The following is a 13572-nucleotide window of genomic DNA, read 5'->3' as shown; positions in this document are numbered from 1 at the left end:
CAGGATCCAAGGCACACCGCGATGGCCAGGTGCGCCTGCTCAGCCAGCGGCCGGGTAGGGGTAGAGCTCGTCGGGGGTCCACGCCGGCGGGTACGGCGGACCTGGTGACACGGCAGGCAAAACCTCGACGGTGACCACGGCGACGACCTCATCCACCGGCGGAAACGCCGTCCCCCGCAGCACGGTAGCGCGGACCTGCTCGACCGCCTGCGCGACGCTGGGGAACCGCAGCGCCTCATACCGCTGCCGGGCCTGCAGCGCGGGCAGGTTGATCGGCACGGTCAGCTCGACAGCGTCCAGCTCGTCACGCCACTGCTCCAACAGCGCGAACACGTCACGGTGCACCGACCTCATACATGAAAGTCGCGGGAGACCACGTTCTTGCTACACCTCGCCGCAGAAGGCGATCCCGCCTGCATCACCGGCGCGCCTCGCCGAGCCGATGAAGTTACCGGGGTTGATCATGAAGGCGTCTACAGTGGTAATTGACGCTTACGCGTCAAAAGGGCAAAAGGCTCGGCGAAGCCCGCTCAATGAGCAGGCCCCGCCGAGCGCGGACAACCAGGTGATCGACTAGCGCGGGTACAGGTTCGCGAGGCCTGTGAGTACCAGCACCAAGGTGGTCACCAGCCGGGCCGCCGTCACGGTCACAGAACCCGTGATCGTGACGGTGATCCGGCACTTCCAGCTGTCACGCCGTCGATCCCGACGTGAAGTCAAGATCAACCGCCTTCCTTTCCTCTCCGAAGCGCCATCGAGCGGAGGCTCGATGAAGCCGGGGCTCGGAGTGCTCCCTCGACTGCAGCGCGAGGCAGCACACAGGTCGGCTCCACAAGTAGACCTGTGTTCGCGCTGTGACACTCGCTCCGACACGCCCACCCGGTTCAGCGATTTCACGAGGGTTCCCGGGCCGCGAGGTGGCGAAGATCGTCAGGCGGTCGCGTGGGAACTCGTCAGCGCCGACCCGGCCTGCATCCCCATCGCGAATGCGGGCGTATAACGTCGTGTACGGGATGGTGCCCGGACGTCGAGCCCCAGGACGTCAGCGACCGCGGCGCGACGGCTGTTCCTGCGGAATCTCCTCCGCATCATAGGGAGGTGGCTGCACGTGCCGGGCCCGCGTGGGATCGGTGTGCGAGCGGGGCGTGCACGCGGCGAACGGTCCGTTCTCCCCCAGCAGCTCCTTGAGCATCGGGTCGAGGTGGTCGCGATGCCAGACCGACAGCCCGATTCCGGGTTCGGCGACCAGTTCCTGCCACGCCCGATGGCAGGCAGTGAAGCGCGCCCAAGCCTCCGCGTGGGCCCACCACCGACTGCACCAGTGCATCCCCGGCCGGCCGATCGGCCGCAGGTACACCGGAAACACCGTGGTCTCCAGCCACCGAACCAGTTCGGCCGGATCCCACACGGGCGGTTCCGGCTTCTTCTTCTCGCCCGATCCCGCCTGCATCACGGCCCGCCTTGGCGGACCAGTTCCGCCAGTTCGCGCTGCGCCTCCGTGATCGACTGCTCGACGACGTCGCGGTAGGACGTCGCGTACCACGGCACCAAGCGCACGATCACCGGCCGACGACCGGTGAGCAGGACCAGCGCGGTGCCCTTCTCCAGCGCACGCACCGCGTCCGGCGGCAAGATCTCCCGGTGGTCCATGCTCGTGGTGTCCGACCGGCCACCCGAGCCATAGGTGGTTGAGCGCTGCACGACGTCATGCCGGCCGACCGCCAGGGAGATCCGGCGAAGTAGCTGCTCGTCCTCGACCCCGGCGCCGAAGACCTTGATCGTGGTGGCTCCGAACAGCATCTCCATCCCGTTCTCGCCCCACACCCGCACCCCCTGGGCCCAGGACTGCAGGATGGCGCTGATCGAGACCCCGAGCCCGCCGGAGTACGAAACGACCTTCGGGAGCCGGTCCCACGGGCAGTTGCCGACCTCGTCCAGGACCATCGCCACCGGAACCGGCAGCCGCCCGCCGTGTCGCTCGGACTCGTCCTGGCACGCATCGAACAGCTGGTCCAGGAACCCGGCGAGCAGCGGCGCGGCCGCGCCGGCCGCGTCCTTGGACAGCAAGTACACCGTGTCCGTCGACCGCGCGAAGTCGAGCATGGAGAATTCCGGAAGACCCGGCTGGGGGGTCACCCACTTCAGGATCTGGGTACTGCGCAGGCAGCTCGCGGCCGTCCTCGCCGTCTGATAGACCGAATCCCGGGTTTCCGCGTGCAGGAAGACCGTGTTGCGCATGCTCTCGGCCACCGGCCCGAACCCGTGATCATCAAGCAACTGCGCCGGCCGATCGTCGGTCGAGGCGTTGAGCCAGCGCCACACCTCGCGCAGCGACGCACCGCTCACCGACGCGGCCAGGAACATCGCCGACAACAGGTCCGCCGCGCTGTCGGCCCAGAACGTCTCGCCGCCGTTGGGCCGGACCGCTTGCACGAACTGCTCAGCCAGCTGCCGTGCGGTCTCGTCGTCGTGCACCAGGCGCAGCGGGTTCCACCAGAACGTCCGCCGTGCGCGGGTGATCCGCTGCGGATCAAACCGCCACACCCGGCCCAGCCTCGCCCGGTACCCGCCGGTGGCGCGGTACAGGTCCGGTCGGTTCGACGTCGCGACGACTGCGCCAGGGGCAGCCAGTACCCGCGGCACCGCCCGAGCCGTGGTCTTCCCGGACCGCGGCGCCATCCAGGCGATCTCCACGTCCTCCCATCCCGGAAGGATCTCCGGGCCGGAGGGCAGCGCGACGCCCAGGACGTCCCGCACATCCGGGCGGCCACCCGAGGGCGGCCCAGTCAGCGTCGGATGAAGACGCGCGGTCTCAGCCGCGCGGTCCGGCGCCGTCATGCCCTCGATCTCGGCTCGCCGGTTCACCGCCGCCGCTTCCGCCAGCCGGCGCCGGGTCCGCAGCAGCCGCCGCGCCCGCGATGCCGCCTGAATCAGCACCAGCACGGCCGCCACCAGCAATACGCCGAACACGATCAGCGTCGGAATCCGCGCCGTGACCGGATGCGCGGACACGACGTCGAGGACGGGACCGAGCCCCCATCGGAACGCCGGTGGAGACCAGCCGTCCCCGGCGGCCACCGCGACTGCCCCCTGCGCGACCCACAGCAGCGCGGCGCCCAGCTCGGCGGCCGCGATCGCGCCGATCGACAACCAGCCGAGCAGCATCTCGTCCCGAGGCGGCGCGGTCGTGCTCATCGCCACGCCTGGTCGGTGTCGTGGTAGGGCCGCTCCGAGGCCGCAAGCAGCATCCGGACCGGAATCCCGATCCGCTCGCGCGGCTTGAGCATGTACCGGCCGCGGCCCGGGTGGTGGGTCTCGCCGGACCAGGTCGGCGGCGCGGCCCACGACCGGATCAAGGCGCTTTCCGCTCTGCTGAACTGCATGATCGACGACAGCGCGTCGAGCTCCGACTGCGGTTGCGCGGCCACGATCGCCGTCGAGCACCGCGCGATGATGCCGACCGCCTTCGCCCGGTCCTCCTCGGTGGCCAAGGCCTGGAAGTCGGCGAAAGCGTGCGAGGCCATGAGCGCCTGCACGCCTTTCTGGCGCCCGATCCGGCCGACCTGGTCACCGATCTCGACCATTCCCGAGCCCGCCCTCAAAACCCGCCAGAACTCGTCGAAGAACTGAACCCACGTACGGCGGAACCCGCTGACCTGGCCGGCGTCGATGAGCGCGGAGGCCCAGCCCCACGCGGCCAGCATGGCGATCGCCACGGCGTCGTCGTCGGCCCCGGCGACCAGCCGGGACAGGTCCAGGCTGGTCGCCGGGGTGCGCGGGTCGATCGTGAACGTGCTCTGGCCTTCGAAAAGCCCGGCCAGCGGGCCCCGAAGGATCAGCTGCAGCCGCACCAGCAGCGGCCGCAGCAGCCGTTGCGACTCGGCCGCATCCGCCGCGTGCAGCGGCGCCCGGATCTCCTCCGGAGCCTCCTGCAAGATCACCAGGAGATCCGACAGCGTCGGTGTGTCGGACGGGCGGCGGCGACCGAACAGCTCGTAGGCCAGCGCAAGAGCGAGCCGCTCGGAGTCATCGAGAGGACGCCCCGAACTGATCGTCAGCGCGCCCTCGGTGAGGGCCAGGGCGCGGGCCTGGATCTCCTGCCGCAGCCGGGCCCGCTCGGTGAGCGGGGCCTGGTCCAAGACGCCGGCGAGCGGGCCGGGATCGAGCAGGTTGATCCGGTGCAGCCCGCGGCCCAGGGTGACGCACGTGCCGCCGAGGCCTTCCACCAGCTGCCGGTGCTCGCCCTTCAAGTCGGCCGGGACCATGACGCCGACACCGAACAGGCTGAGACCCCACATCAGCCGCCGCCCGATCGTGCTCTTGCCCGTGCCGGGCTCGCCGGTGAGGTAGACCCCCACGTTGGTCACCAGGCCGCGGCGCAAGTACTCCCCGACGTCGAGCGAGACCGGCTCGCGGGTGATCTGGTGAACTCCGACCGGGACGCCGAAGTCCGGCGCTCCCGCCGAGAGCACGAACGGGTACAGGCCGCTGACCTGCGCGGTCGAGCCGACCCAGCGCGTGAGTTTCGGCGCGATGGGCGCGCGGCCCGCCCCCGGCATCCGCCAGCCCAGCGCCGGCGGGATCGGCTTGTCGCGCGCGGCGATCCACTCCGCGGGCAGCCCGTCGCCAGCCCGTCGACGGCCGTCGAACTGCTCGGCCGTCAGCAGCGTCGCCTCGCTCTCGCCGGTCGGGCCGGCACCGGCAGGTGATGCAGGCGGGATCGCCGCGGCGTCGGCGCGGCGTCGCCGGATCACCTCGACCGTCCCGGTGTCCGGGCGGCCAGTTCGTAGGGATCCACGCCGACGCCGAGTGTCGAGGCGAAGCCGAGCAGCTGCGCGCCGTACATCCGCTGCAACTTCAAGCGGGCACCGCGGGCCCGGCTTTCGAGGTCGGCGCACGCGGCCGGCAAGTCGGCCTCGGCCAAGGTCGTGACCGTGACCAGGATGCTCGGCTCCCCCAGCCCAGCACCGCGTGCCTGCTCCACCGCGGTCGCGGTCGCCAGCGCGGCGTCGACCTGCTCGCGCACAGAGAAGTCCCGCTTCGCCTTACGGGCCGCGGTCCGGCGGACCGCGGCCGCTTGCAGCTCGGCGTCGACCACCGACGCGGCCAGCTCAGCGGGATACGGGCGGTAGAGCAGCGCGACCCGGCGCGGCCACGCCCCGGGCGCCATCAGCCGCCGCAGGACGTCGTGGCGGACCCGGGCGGCGGGCAGCTCGCGCAGCGCGTAGGTCACCGACCAGCCCGAATCGTGCTGCAGGTGATCCCACTGCTCGGTCGCGGCCTGCGGGCCGGCCTGCTGCCAGCTCACCGCCGCCTCGCCGGTTTGGTCGCGGTCGACCTGCCCCCGTGCGGCCGGGTCGAACGCGGCACGCATCCGGGAGGCCGTCCAGCCCGGGGTGGCGCGGCCGAGCACGCTGACCCCGCCGGAGGCGAGCCCCTCGACGATTCCGGTCAGCGCCACCGACGCCTCGGCGGTCGCCTCCACCATCGTGGTCGGCCGGGTCGGCAACTTGCGCGGATCCAGCGTGACGGCGGCCCAGACGTGCATCTCCGCGGTCTGCTCGGGCAGGTCGGCGAGCACGTCGGCCATCAGCCGGCGCGCGAGATCCGGCGCGTCGTCGACCGCGTGCTCGGCGACGTAGTCGCGTACCCGCGAGATCGACGAGGGGGCGGTGTCCACGACGATCGCCACCGAGCGGATGCCGGGGACGTACCCCAGCGCCGCCTGCCACGCGCCGAACGCGGCAACCCAGCCTTCTGCCGCGGACTCCTCGGCCAGGAGGGTGCCGGTCGAGCCGAGACGGACCTGGGTGGTGAGGTATCCACCGCGCCGGTCCCACATCCAGCCTGCTGGTGCGCCGGTGATCTGCCGGACCGCGAGCAGTTCCAGCGGCGCCAGCGGGCCCGGTAGATACGGTGCTCCGGCGACGCGGGTCACCAGCTCGGAGCGGTACGAGGTCATCCCTCGCCGGTAGGCGCGGTGCCAGATCCAGCGGCGGGCCAGCAGGACCACCCACGGAGTTCCGTCCGAACGCACGAGCACCGCGATCGCGACCAGCGCGCCGGGGATGGCGGCCCAGAGCCCCGCGCCACTGTCGAACAGCGCGATCACCATAGGCAGGCACACCGCGCTCAGCAGCCAGGCCAGGTGACCGGCGGGCAGCCCCATCACCTCGAACCCGCGCCGGCGTCGCCAGGCCCCGTAGGTCCTCACCATGTCGCACCGCCGGTGATGCAGGCGGGATCGCTCATCGTCGTGGCCGTCATGACGATCCGTCCGAATCGGACGGCTCTTCCGGCGTGGTCGCCGCGGCTGTCCCGTCGTCGACGACGTCGTGCACGGCCGACCCGCCGTCGAGCTCACCGGGGATCGACCCGCCGCTGGAGGTCGGCGTGTCCGCCCCCGCCGCCGCGCCACCGGTGGCCGCCGTGGTCGCCGCAGCCTCCCCGCTCTCACCGCCGCCGGGTAGCGGAAGCGATTCGGTCGACGCGTTCCCGCTCTCGGCCGGGCCGGAGTCCGTGCCGGACGGCGCGTCGGTGGCCCCGCCCGCGTTCTCGGACGACAGCGTGTCCATCGGGGTATCGCCACCGCCGGTACCCGGCCCGCCGGTGTCCATGCTCCGTACGTGGTCCACGGCTTCCTGCCCCGTCGAGGCGGCAGTTTCCCCTGGGTCTGGCTCGCCGCCGTCGGGCTCCGGCTCGACGTCACCACCGCCTCCGCCTCCTCCGCCGCCGCCGCGGCGACGAGCCATCGCCAGTCCGGCGATCCCCGCGACCGCCGCGATGCCGCCGCTACCTCCGGACGGCATCGGCGCGGACATCCAGGAGAACAACCGCACGAGGGAGGGCAGCGCGATGATCGCCATCAGCAGGATCACCACGCCCTGCAGCATCACCAGCAGGGAGCCGCCCTCGGCCAGCGTGGTGAAACCGGCCGCGTAGATCAGCGCGCCGGTGGGCTTGTAGACCAGGATCGCCACCGACCAGGTCACGACCCGCTTCGTCGAGTCCGTGCGGCCCTGCACCGTCGACGCGGCGGCCGCGAACGGCAACGCCCCAGCGAGCAGAACCAGCGCGGCCGCCCGGAAAAGCATCAAAATCCACTGCACGAACGCGATCAGAATGCACAGCAAGCTCACCAAAATGACGCCGAACGCGCCGGTGTAGGAAGACATGGCCGCCTGGGCGAACCGCTCGCCGAAGTCGGCGCCCGCCTCCGAGATGATCCACGCGCTGAACGCGTCGCCCCCGGTTTGCAGCGCGGCGAGCAGTCCGACCCCCGCGGTGGCCAGCACCAGGAAGGTCAAGACGTTCGTCGCGAGGTTGGTCAACGGCTCACCGCGGCGAGTGAGCGCCGTCTTCGCCGCCGCCAGGATCACGCCTGCCATCAGCATGATCACCGACAGCGGCATCGTGTACTGCTGGATCAGCCGGATCGCCGGCGACCCGAAATCCACTGTGGACTGAAATGTCCACCAGCCCAGTGAGAGCGTGATCAGCTGACCGGCCGACTGGCCCGCCGAGTCCGCCGCGCCCTGCAGCGCCGAGCCCGCGACGCTCTTCGCGCCGTCGGCGACCAGGTCGCCGGTCCACTCGACGACCTGGCACGCGCCTTGGGAAAGGACGTTGGCCCAGATAGGACACATCGGATCGCCCCTGCCCCGTCAGCCGGCCAGTGTCAAGCGCTGGCCGGGCATGGCGGCGAATCCGGGTGGGATCGCCTTGACCTGCCTGCCTGCGCCGGTGGGCACGACGAGCCGCCAGTCCCCCGCGGCCCAGCGGACGTGCAGCGTGCCGACCAGCAGCGCCTTCAGCCGCGGGTCGCTGCGGTTGGTCAGGCGAGCGACGATGTCGAAGGCGACGTCGTCGGCGGTGTTCGCCCCGGCGAGCCGGAACCCGATCACCACCGGCACCGGCGCACCGCCGCGCCCGAGGGCTTCGCGGAAGGTCTCCTCGGTGGCCGCCAGGTACTGCATGACGTCGCCGGTGGTCTGGCGGGCGATGGTCGGCCGCCACATCTCCTCGCCGCCGGCCAGGCCGCTGCTGCGGGCCGCGATGTTCACCGCAGCCAGCACCGCGCCCTGCGGGTCGTGGGTGAACCCCGACGCCAGCGGCCCGGAGTTCTCGCGTGGGCCGTACTCGGCCGAGCGGGGCACCTGCGTGCCGTTGAGTTCGATCCAGCTAATCGAGCCCCAGTCCAGCCGGTCCGGCACCGCCGGTGCGTCCGATACCGCCGTACTCGAGGACGGCGCGGCGTCGTGCTTGCCGACGTAGACGAGCGAAGCGATCAGCAGCCCGGCCAGCAGCACCACGGCGGCGCCGAGCACCAGCGGCCAGCGGCGGCGCGGGGCCTTGTCGTTCCACGGCATCGCGGTCACCGCGCCGCAGTGAGCAGGCCGCCGACGATCCCGCCGGTACCCACGAGGATCAGGATGGCGCCGATGACGTACGGGATGCCGAGCATGCCTTGCGCGGCCCAGTCGGAGCGGTTGCGGCGGCCGAGGGCCATCATGATCGCGCAGATCGCGAAGCCGACGACCACCGAGATGATCCCGAAGTACTTCATGGCGGCGACCACGAAGTCGCCGAACCAATCCAGGCCCGGCGGGGCCTTCGGGGGCGGATCCGGCACCGTGAACGACGGTGGCGGGGTCGGACCAGGTGAGAGCGGGTCGTTGAACTGGGTCAGCCTCATCGGCGTGTCCTCTTCGGTGAAGGCACCGGCGCGAGGCCGAACACGGCGCGAAGCCGGTTCACCGCCTGCAAGGCCGGGCCGGTCGGCGGGGTCAGTCCCCCGGGGCTGGTGCACGCCCGCCAGGCCGGGACGTACGGAATCTGCGCGACCTCCCGGGCCAGCGGCCGCAGGAGAATCAGCAGGGCACTGGAGTCGGCGGGCGGGCGCCCGTGGCCGTCGTTGACGACCACCAGCACCGGCCGGACGCCGAGCCGCGACAGCAGAAGGAGCGCGTTCTTGGCGCGGGTCATGGCCTGCAGCGGCACGCCGGCGACCAGGACGTCCGGCACAGGCAGCGGCCCGAGGACGTCGGTGCGCCAGCTGCCCGCGTCGACCGCGTCGAGCATCCACGCGACCGCGCTGGTGCCGACGTTGCCGGAGGCGCCGACCACGACCAGGCGCCGCGGATCCGCCGATCCCGCCTGCATCACCGCCGGTGATGCAGGCGGGATCGGCGCGCTCGAGCGCAGCGCGGTCATCGGCTCATCCGCACGGCCGAGGGCATGAGCCCGGGGCTGTCGAGCCGGTAGGCCCGCTGCCGCACGGTCTTGCCGTCTTCGGGCGCCTCCACCAGCTGCCCCGGCGTCACGACCAGTGCGACGTGATGGATCGAGCCTGGGTCGCGGGTGTCGTTGGCCCAGAACAGCATGTCGCCGGGCACGACGTCGGTCAGCGGCACGTGCGTGCCGCCCGGGGCGTTGTACTGGGCGCGGCTGGTCCGCGGCAGCGTCACGCTCGGCGCGAACGCGTAGAGCATCAGCCCGGAGCAGTCGAACCCCGGGGAGTTCGGCCCGCACGGCGCCGGGGAGGACCCGTCGCCCCGGGTCGGGCCGTCGGTGGTGCCGCCGCCCCAGCAGTACGGCATCCCCAGCTGCGCCAGCGCCCGCTGCACCGCGGCCGGCGCGTCGACGTCGTGCGGCGGGATGCACGGATCCGGCAGGTCGCCGACCTGCCCCCGCACGCCGGCGACGATCTGCGTGGCTTCCGGCTCGCGCAACGCGTAGCGGTCGGGGAAACCCGAGCGCTGCACTGCCTGCGCGGCCGCGCCGGGCGGCATCGACTCCCAGCCGTCCACCGCAACGAGCGCGTCGAGGAACTTCCCGGTCGCGTAAACCGGATCCATGACCTGATCGGGTGTGCCCCAGCCCTGGCCCGGGCGCTGCTGGAACACCCCGAGCGAATCCCGGTCGCCGTGATCGAGATTCCTCAACTCGGACTCGACCAGCGCCGTCTCGACGGCGATGATCGAGGCCCGCTCCGGCAGCTGCCGCTGCTCGACCACGCCGAGGATCACCTGCACGATCCCCAACTGCTCGTCGGTGAGCACGGAGCCGGGCAGGTGCTTGACCGCCCGGCCGCCGTCGCAGCTTGAGCCGACCGCGGAGCTGGTGAACACGACGGTGATCAGCGCTGCGGCCGCGACGACGAGCGTCACAGCGGCGGCGATCGCGGTAAGGACGCGTCCCATCGCTCACCCGCCCGCCACGGCGGCGTCGACCAGCCACCGGCCACCGACCAGGCTCATGCGCCGGTCATCGCGGAACGGGCTCGACACCAGCCCGTCATCGCTGATCACGACCCTTTTGGCGGTGATCGCGACATAGACGTGATCGTCGCCGCGGGGGCCGTCGGTCAGCCACACCGAGAACGTCGAGCAGGTCGCGGACTCGTGGGCGCCGACGACGTCGCGCTGCCACGTGTCGGCCGCCGTGGGCACCAGGGCCCGGCCGGCTTCGGAGGTCATCAGCTCCCGGGCCCGCGCTTCGCGGGCGCCGAACGGGTCGTTCCAGGACCAGGCGCACCACCGGGTCGCCCACTCCCGCGCGGCGGAGACCGCCGGATGCTCAGAGGGACTGGCCGGCGGGACGCTCGTGCCCACGCTCGGTACCGGTGATGCAGGCGGGATCGGCGCGGTTGACGACGGCGCGGGCGAGGGCGCGGTGACGGCACATCCGGCCACGATCACCGCGGCGGGCAGGCAGAAAACAGGCAGCACAAAGCGCACGGCGGACTCCCCCGGTGTCGGCCGCGTGAGCGGCCTTCCCCCAGGTCACGCCCACTGCGGAAACGCGAATGCTGAGTCTGGTTGCACTCGCTACCACGAGAGTAAGCTAAGTCCGTCTTTTGTCAACCAAAGTCAGCTTTTGACTGATGGGAGCCCATGCGATGACCCAGTCGAACTATCCGCCCGCCTGGCCCGACCAGCAGCCGTACCGGCCGCTCGCCTACCCCGGCGCAGCCCCGGTCCCGCCTCCGCCGAAACCGGTCGGCCGACGGGTCGCCATCGCCGTCACCGGCCTGCTCGCCGCCATCCTCGCCATCACCGGATTCGCCGTCCCCGGCTTCTTCCTGCACCACGACGACCCCGCCCCGGCCGTCGCCGCGCCAGGCAGCACGAGCGCGCGTCCCGCCGCCCCAACGAGCAGCGTCGCGGCGAAGACCACCATCCACATGGGCAGCCCCGAACAGCTGGCCGCCGCGAAGAACCTCATCGCGACGTTCGTCGACGCGCTCAACCACGACGACGCCAAGGCCGCCGGACATCTCGCCTGCCCGGAATCGGCGAGCATCCTCGGCGGCCAGCTCATCGTCGCGGTCGAGGCCCCCACGAACTTGGCCGTCGCCGACGACGAGCCCGAGTACCAGGGCGCCGGGTACATCGGCGTCCGCGTCGGCGGCACGACCAACCAGCGCCAGGTCGCCGGCGAAATCCTCGCGTGGCAGCCCCTCACCCGGGCCGAGCTGTGCGTGCGGCGGCTCGACCTCAAGTGGTGACCGTCGACTGCGGTCGATCGGCGTGGCTGCAGCGGCCGCGTGCTGCGGTGGCGCGTTTCTGTCGTGTTTTTGTCGTACCCGTCCGCGCTGCCGCTGCTAGCTCGTGAGCCTAGTGAGTGTGGACTTGACCTGCGTTTACTCCAACTTCGGAGCCAGACTGCCACCCCACACCATAGGACCGCGCAGGCTGGAGGCGACGAAATCCGGTGCGTACCTCGCCCGCGTTGTCGAGGAAGAGGGGTTTGCGCGCCGGCACCGGATCGGCCGCGTCCTTGGAGAGGTCACCGTCGATGCGCCAGATCCGCTGCGGTGGATCGTTGCGGTCGAACCGGACGTTGAGGTCGAAGCTCTCGCAGGGAAATTCCGGCGTGCAGCAGTAGAACGGCGCCGGCAGCTCGTCCAGCCGGATGCGGAAGAAGAATTCGTGCTGGTCGCCCGCGTCCAGCGGGTGCGGCGGCCGCAGGCGGAACGCCACCCGGGTCGAGGACACCATCCGCACGGAATGCACCTCGCCGCCGGCGACGACGTCGATGCCGAGCCCGGAGAGTTCCGACGCCGCGGCCGCGTTGGCCGGTCGGGCGAGGGAAATGCTGTGCTCGATCTCCGCGAGTCCGGAGACGTGGCTGACGATGCGCCGGGTTTCGAAGATATCGGCGGCGACATCGGTGAGGGTCAGCCGGACCGCCAGCGCCGAGGTGTGCCACGGGCCGTCGTTGCTCGACAGCGTTGGGTTGAACGTCGTTGGCGTCCCGTACGCGACCTCGGCGATCAGGTAGACGATGTCGTCGGCGCGGCGTTGCATCGTGCGGATGTTGCGGTCGGCTCCGGTGCCCAGCAGTGCGAGGCGCGCGGTGTAGCGCTCGTTTGCGCCGATGCCGAAGCCGAGGACGATCCGTGCTGCTTCCTGCTGTGGCCTGGGCAGCTTCTCGATCAGAGCCAGAAGCGTCGTGACGACTTTCCCGCGGACCGTTCCGGGTGGGTCGTCTGCAGCGACACCGCACACCTCACGCAACGTCTCGCCAACGGCTCCTGGCAGGTTCTTCGCTTGGACGCCCAAGCCTTTGCGAAGCAGCTTCAGCTCCGTTGAGAGAGCGTTGATCTTTGCTTCGGCAACCTCTTGAGCCATCACGAACCTCGGAGCACTCGGGGCCGTGCACGAAATGAGGCCTGGACCTGCAACGGTAACAGGCGATGACCAGGCCACACTCCCCGTGCACGGCTCCCGATGTCAGGCAATCCCGCCGGCAAGCCGAATACGGCCAGTCAACCGCGCGCTCTCGTGAGCCAATGCCACCGTGGCACCGCTGGCAGCCAGAGCGGCCTCCACAGCGTAGCCGCGGGTGATCAAGAAGCCAGTAAAGGCCTGTATGACGATCACCAGAACGATCTTTTCCCGGGCTCGCCTTACAGGAAACTCCGAGTCCAGTTCGGGAGTACTGCACGGAGGGTTGCGGCGTCGGAACGGAAACATGGCGAGCCTTCCTAAGCTGTCCAGGGAGCGCGGTGAAGCTCAGCCTCCGCGTTATGAGTTGCACCTCGGGGCGCGGAGAACTCGATTGTTGCTCACTGGTCACGAGAAGGCCATAAGAAGGCGGATAAACTACTCTCCGTAGTTATGGGGACACGCTAAGGAGGGGCCGCCGGTGCAACGGCGACCCCTCTTCCGCGAGTGCTCCCTGGACAGGAAGTCTCTCGGGGAGCCCGGCCGTAGCCGGGCTAGCAGGAATTCTGACAGCGCAGCCTTAAGTCACCTACAACTTGACGTCTAGCTGACGTGGTTTTGTCAAGTTTTTGTCGTCAATCCGCTCAAGTTGCGCCCGTCTCCGCATCAGGGCTCTGACCAGGGTGCACTCCCCCGCGCGGCCGTCACTGAAGATCGCCGCGCGGGCCCCTTTAACTGTAACTGACGTACTCCCGATTTTGGTATGAAGACTGCGCCGTAAATCTGGGGCGACGACTAAAGAAAGCGGCCGCGGATGCCAAATAGAAGCCTGCTGATATGCACCGACGCCAGGCGGAGAATGCCTCACCCCGCAGCGCCGGTCCCGCTCGCCTCGCAGCCG

14 protein-coding genes are annotated in these 13572 nt (G+C 70.7%); 1 reads left to right on the top strand and 13 read right to left on the bottom strand.

Translation table 11 applies throughout. The features are described from left to right. Positions 1 to 39 precede the first annotated feature (39 nt). The 11 genes from AB0M93_RS44765 to AB0M93_RS44715 form a co-directional block, all read right to left on the bottom strand. Positions 40 to 354: a hypothetical protein gene (locus tag AB0M93_RS44765; protein ID WP_364286254.1), complete on the bottom strand. Its 315-nt coding sequence runs from the start codon at positions 352 to 354 to the stop codon at positions 40 to 42. Between the two features lie 688 nt (positions 355 to 1042). Next, on the bottom strand, positions 1043 to 1450 hold the full coding sequence (locus tag AB0M93_RS44760; protein ID WP_364286252.1) for a DUF4913 domain-containing protein: 408 nt from the start codon (positions 1448 to 1450) through the stop codon (positions 1043 to 1045). Continuing rightward, positions 1450 to 3195 carry a type IV secretory system conjugative DNA transfer family protein gene (locus tag AB0M93_RS44755; RefSeq protein WP_364286250.1) on the bottom strand — a complete coding sequence of 582 codons (1746 nt, stop codon included), beginning with the start codon at positions 3193 to 3195 and terminating at the stop codon, positions 1450 to 1452. The genes AB0M93_RS44760 and AB0M93_RS44755 overlap by 1 nt, the downstream gene beginning before the upstream one ends. Next, positions 3192 to 4754, bottom strand: a complete 1563-nt coding sequence (locus AB0M93_RS44750; RefSeq protein ID WP_364286248.1) for a hypothetical protein — start codon at positions 4752 to 4754, stop codon at positions 3192 to 3194. The genes AB0M93_RS44755 and AB0M93_RS44750 overlap by 4 nt, the downstream gene beginning before the upstream one ends. Beyond that, positions 4751 to 6217 carry an SCO6880 family protein gene (locus AB0M93_RS44745; protein WP_364286246.1) on the bottom strand — a complete coding sequence of 489 codons (1467 nt, stop codon included), beginning with the start codon at positions 6215 to 6217 and terminating at the stop codon, positions 4751 to 4753. Before AB0M93_RS44745 ends, AB0M93_RS44750 begins: the two co-directional genes overlap by 4 nt. 46 nt (positions 6218 to 6263) lie before the next feature. Then, positions 6264 to 7646, bottom strand: a complete 1383-nt coding sequence (locus AB0M93_RS44740; protein WP_364286244.1) for a hypothetical protein — start codon at positions 7644 to 7646, stop codon at positions 6264 to 6266. Between the two features lie 18 nt (positions 7647 to 7664). After that, positions 7665 to 8369, bottom strand: a complete 705-nt coding sequence (locus AB0M93_RS44735) for a hypothetical protein (protein ID WP_364286242.1) — start codon at positions 8367 to 8369, stop codon at positions 7665 to 7667. Positions 8370 to 8374: 5 nt separating this feature from the next. Beyond that, positions 8375 to 8695 (bottom strand): hypothetical protein, encoded by a 321-nt coding sequence (locus tag AB0M93_RS44730; RefSeq protein ID WP_364286240.1) that lies wholly within the window; start codon positions 8693 to 8695, stop codon positions 8375 to 8377. Then, complete coding sequence (locus AB0M93_RS44725) at positions 8692 to 9213, bottom strand: hypothetical protein (protein ID WP_364286238.1); 522 nt, start codon at positions 9211 to 9213, stop codon at positions 8692 to 8694. Before AB0M93_RS44725 ends, AB0M93_RS44730 begins: the two co-directional genes overlap by 4 nt. Then, the gene (locus AB0M93_RS44720) at positions 9210 to 10202 is read right to left on the bottom strand and encodes an NlpC/P60 family protein (protein WP_364286236.1); all 993 of its coding nucleotides are present in this window, start codon (positions 10200 to 10202) and stop codon (positions 9210 to 9212) included. The genes AB0M93_RS44725 and AB0M93_RS44720 overlap by 4 nt, the downstream gene beginning before the upstream one ends. Before the next feature lie 3 nt (positions 10203 to 10205). Continuing rightward, entirely contained in the window at positions 10206 to 10613 is a 408-nt protein-coding gene (locus AB0M93_RS44715; RefSeq protein ID WP_364286234.1) for a hypothetical protein, read from the bottom strand. A gap of 287 nt (positions 10614 to 10900) precedes the next feature. Here AB0M93_RS44715 and AB0M93_RS44710 point away from each other — a divergent pair, with 287 nt between their 5' ends. Next, positions 10901 to 11509: a hypothetical protein gene (locus AB0M93_RS44710; RefSeq protein WP_364286232.1), complete on the top strand. Its 609-nt coding sequence runs from the start codon at positions 10901 to 10903 to the stop codon at positions 11507 to 11509. Between the two features lie 109 nt (positions 11510 to 11618). On the opposite strand, the gene AB0M93_RS44705 is transcribed toward AB0M93_RS44710, so the two are convergent. Continuing rightward, positions 11619 to 12635: a hypothetical protein gene (locus AB0M93_RS44705; RefSeq protein WP_364286230.1), complete on the bottom strand. Its 1017-nt coding sequence runs from the start codon at positions 12633 to 12635 to the stop codon at positions 11619 to 11621. 102 nt (positions 12636 to 12737) lie between these two features. After that, entirely contained in the window at positions 12738 to 12887 is a 150-nt protein-coding gene (locus tag AB0M93_RS44700) for a hypothetical protein (RefSeq protein ID WP_364286228.1), read from the bottom strand. Positions 12888 to 13572 lie beyond the last annotated feature (685 nt).

This window comes from Amycolatopsis sp. NPDC051102 (genome assembly GCF_040682815.1).
Lineage (GTDB): Bacteria > Actinomycetota > Actinomycetes > Mycobacteriales > Pseudonocardiaceae > Amycolatopsis.
Note: the sequence above shows the minus strand (reverse complement) of the source record. Positions and strands in the feature narration are given on the sequence as shown.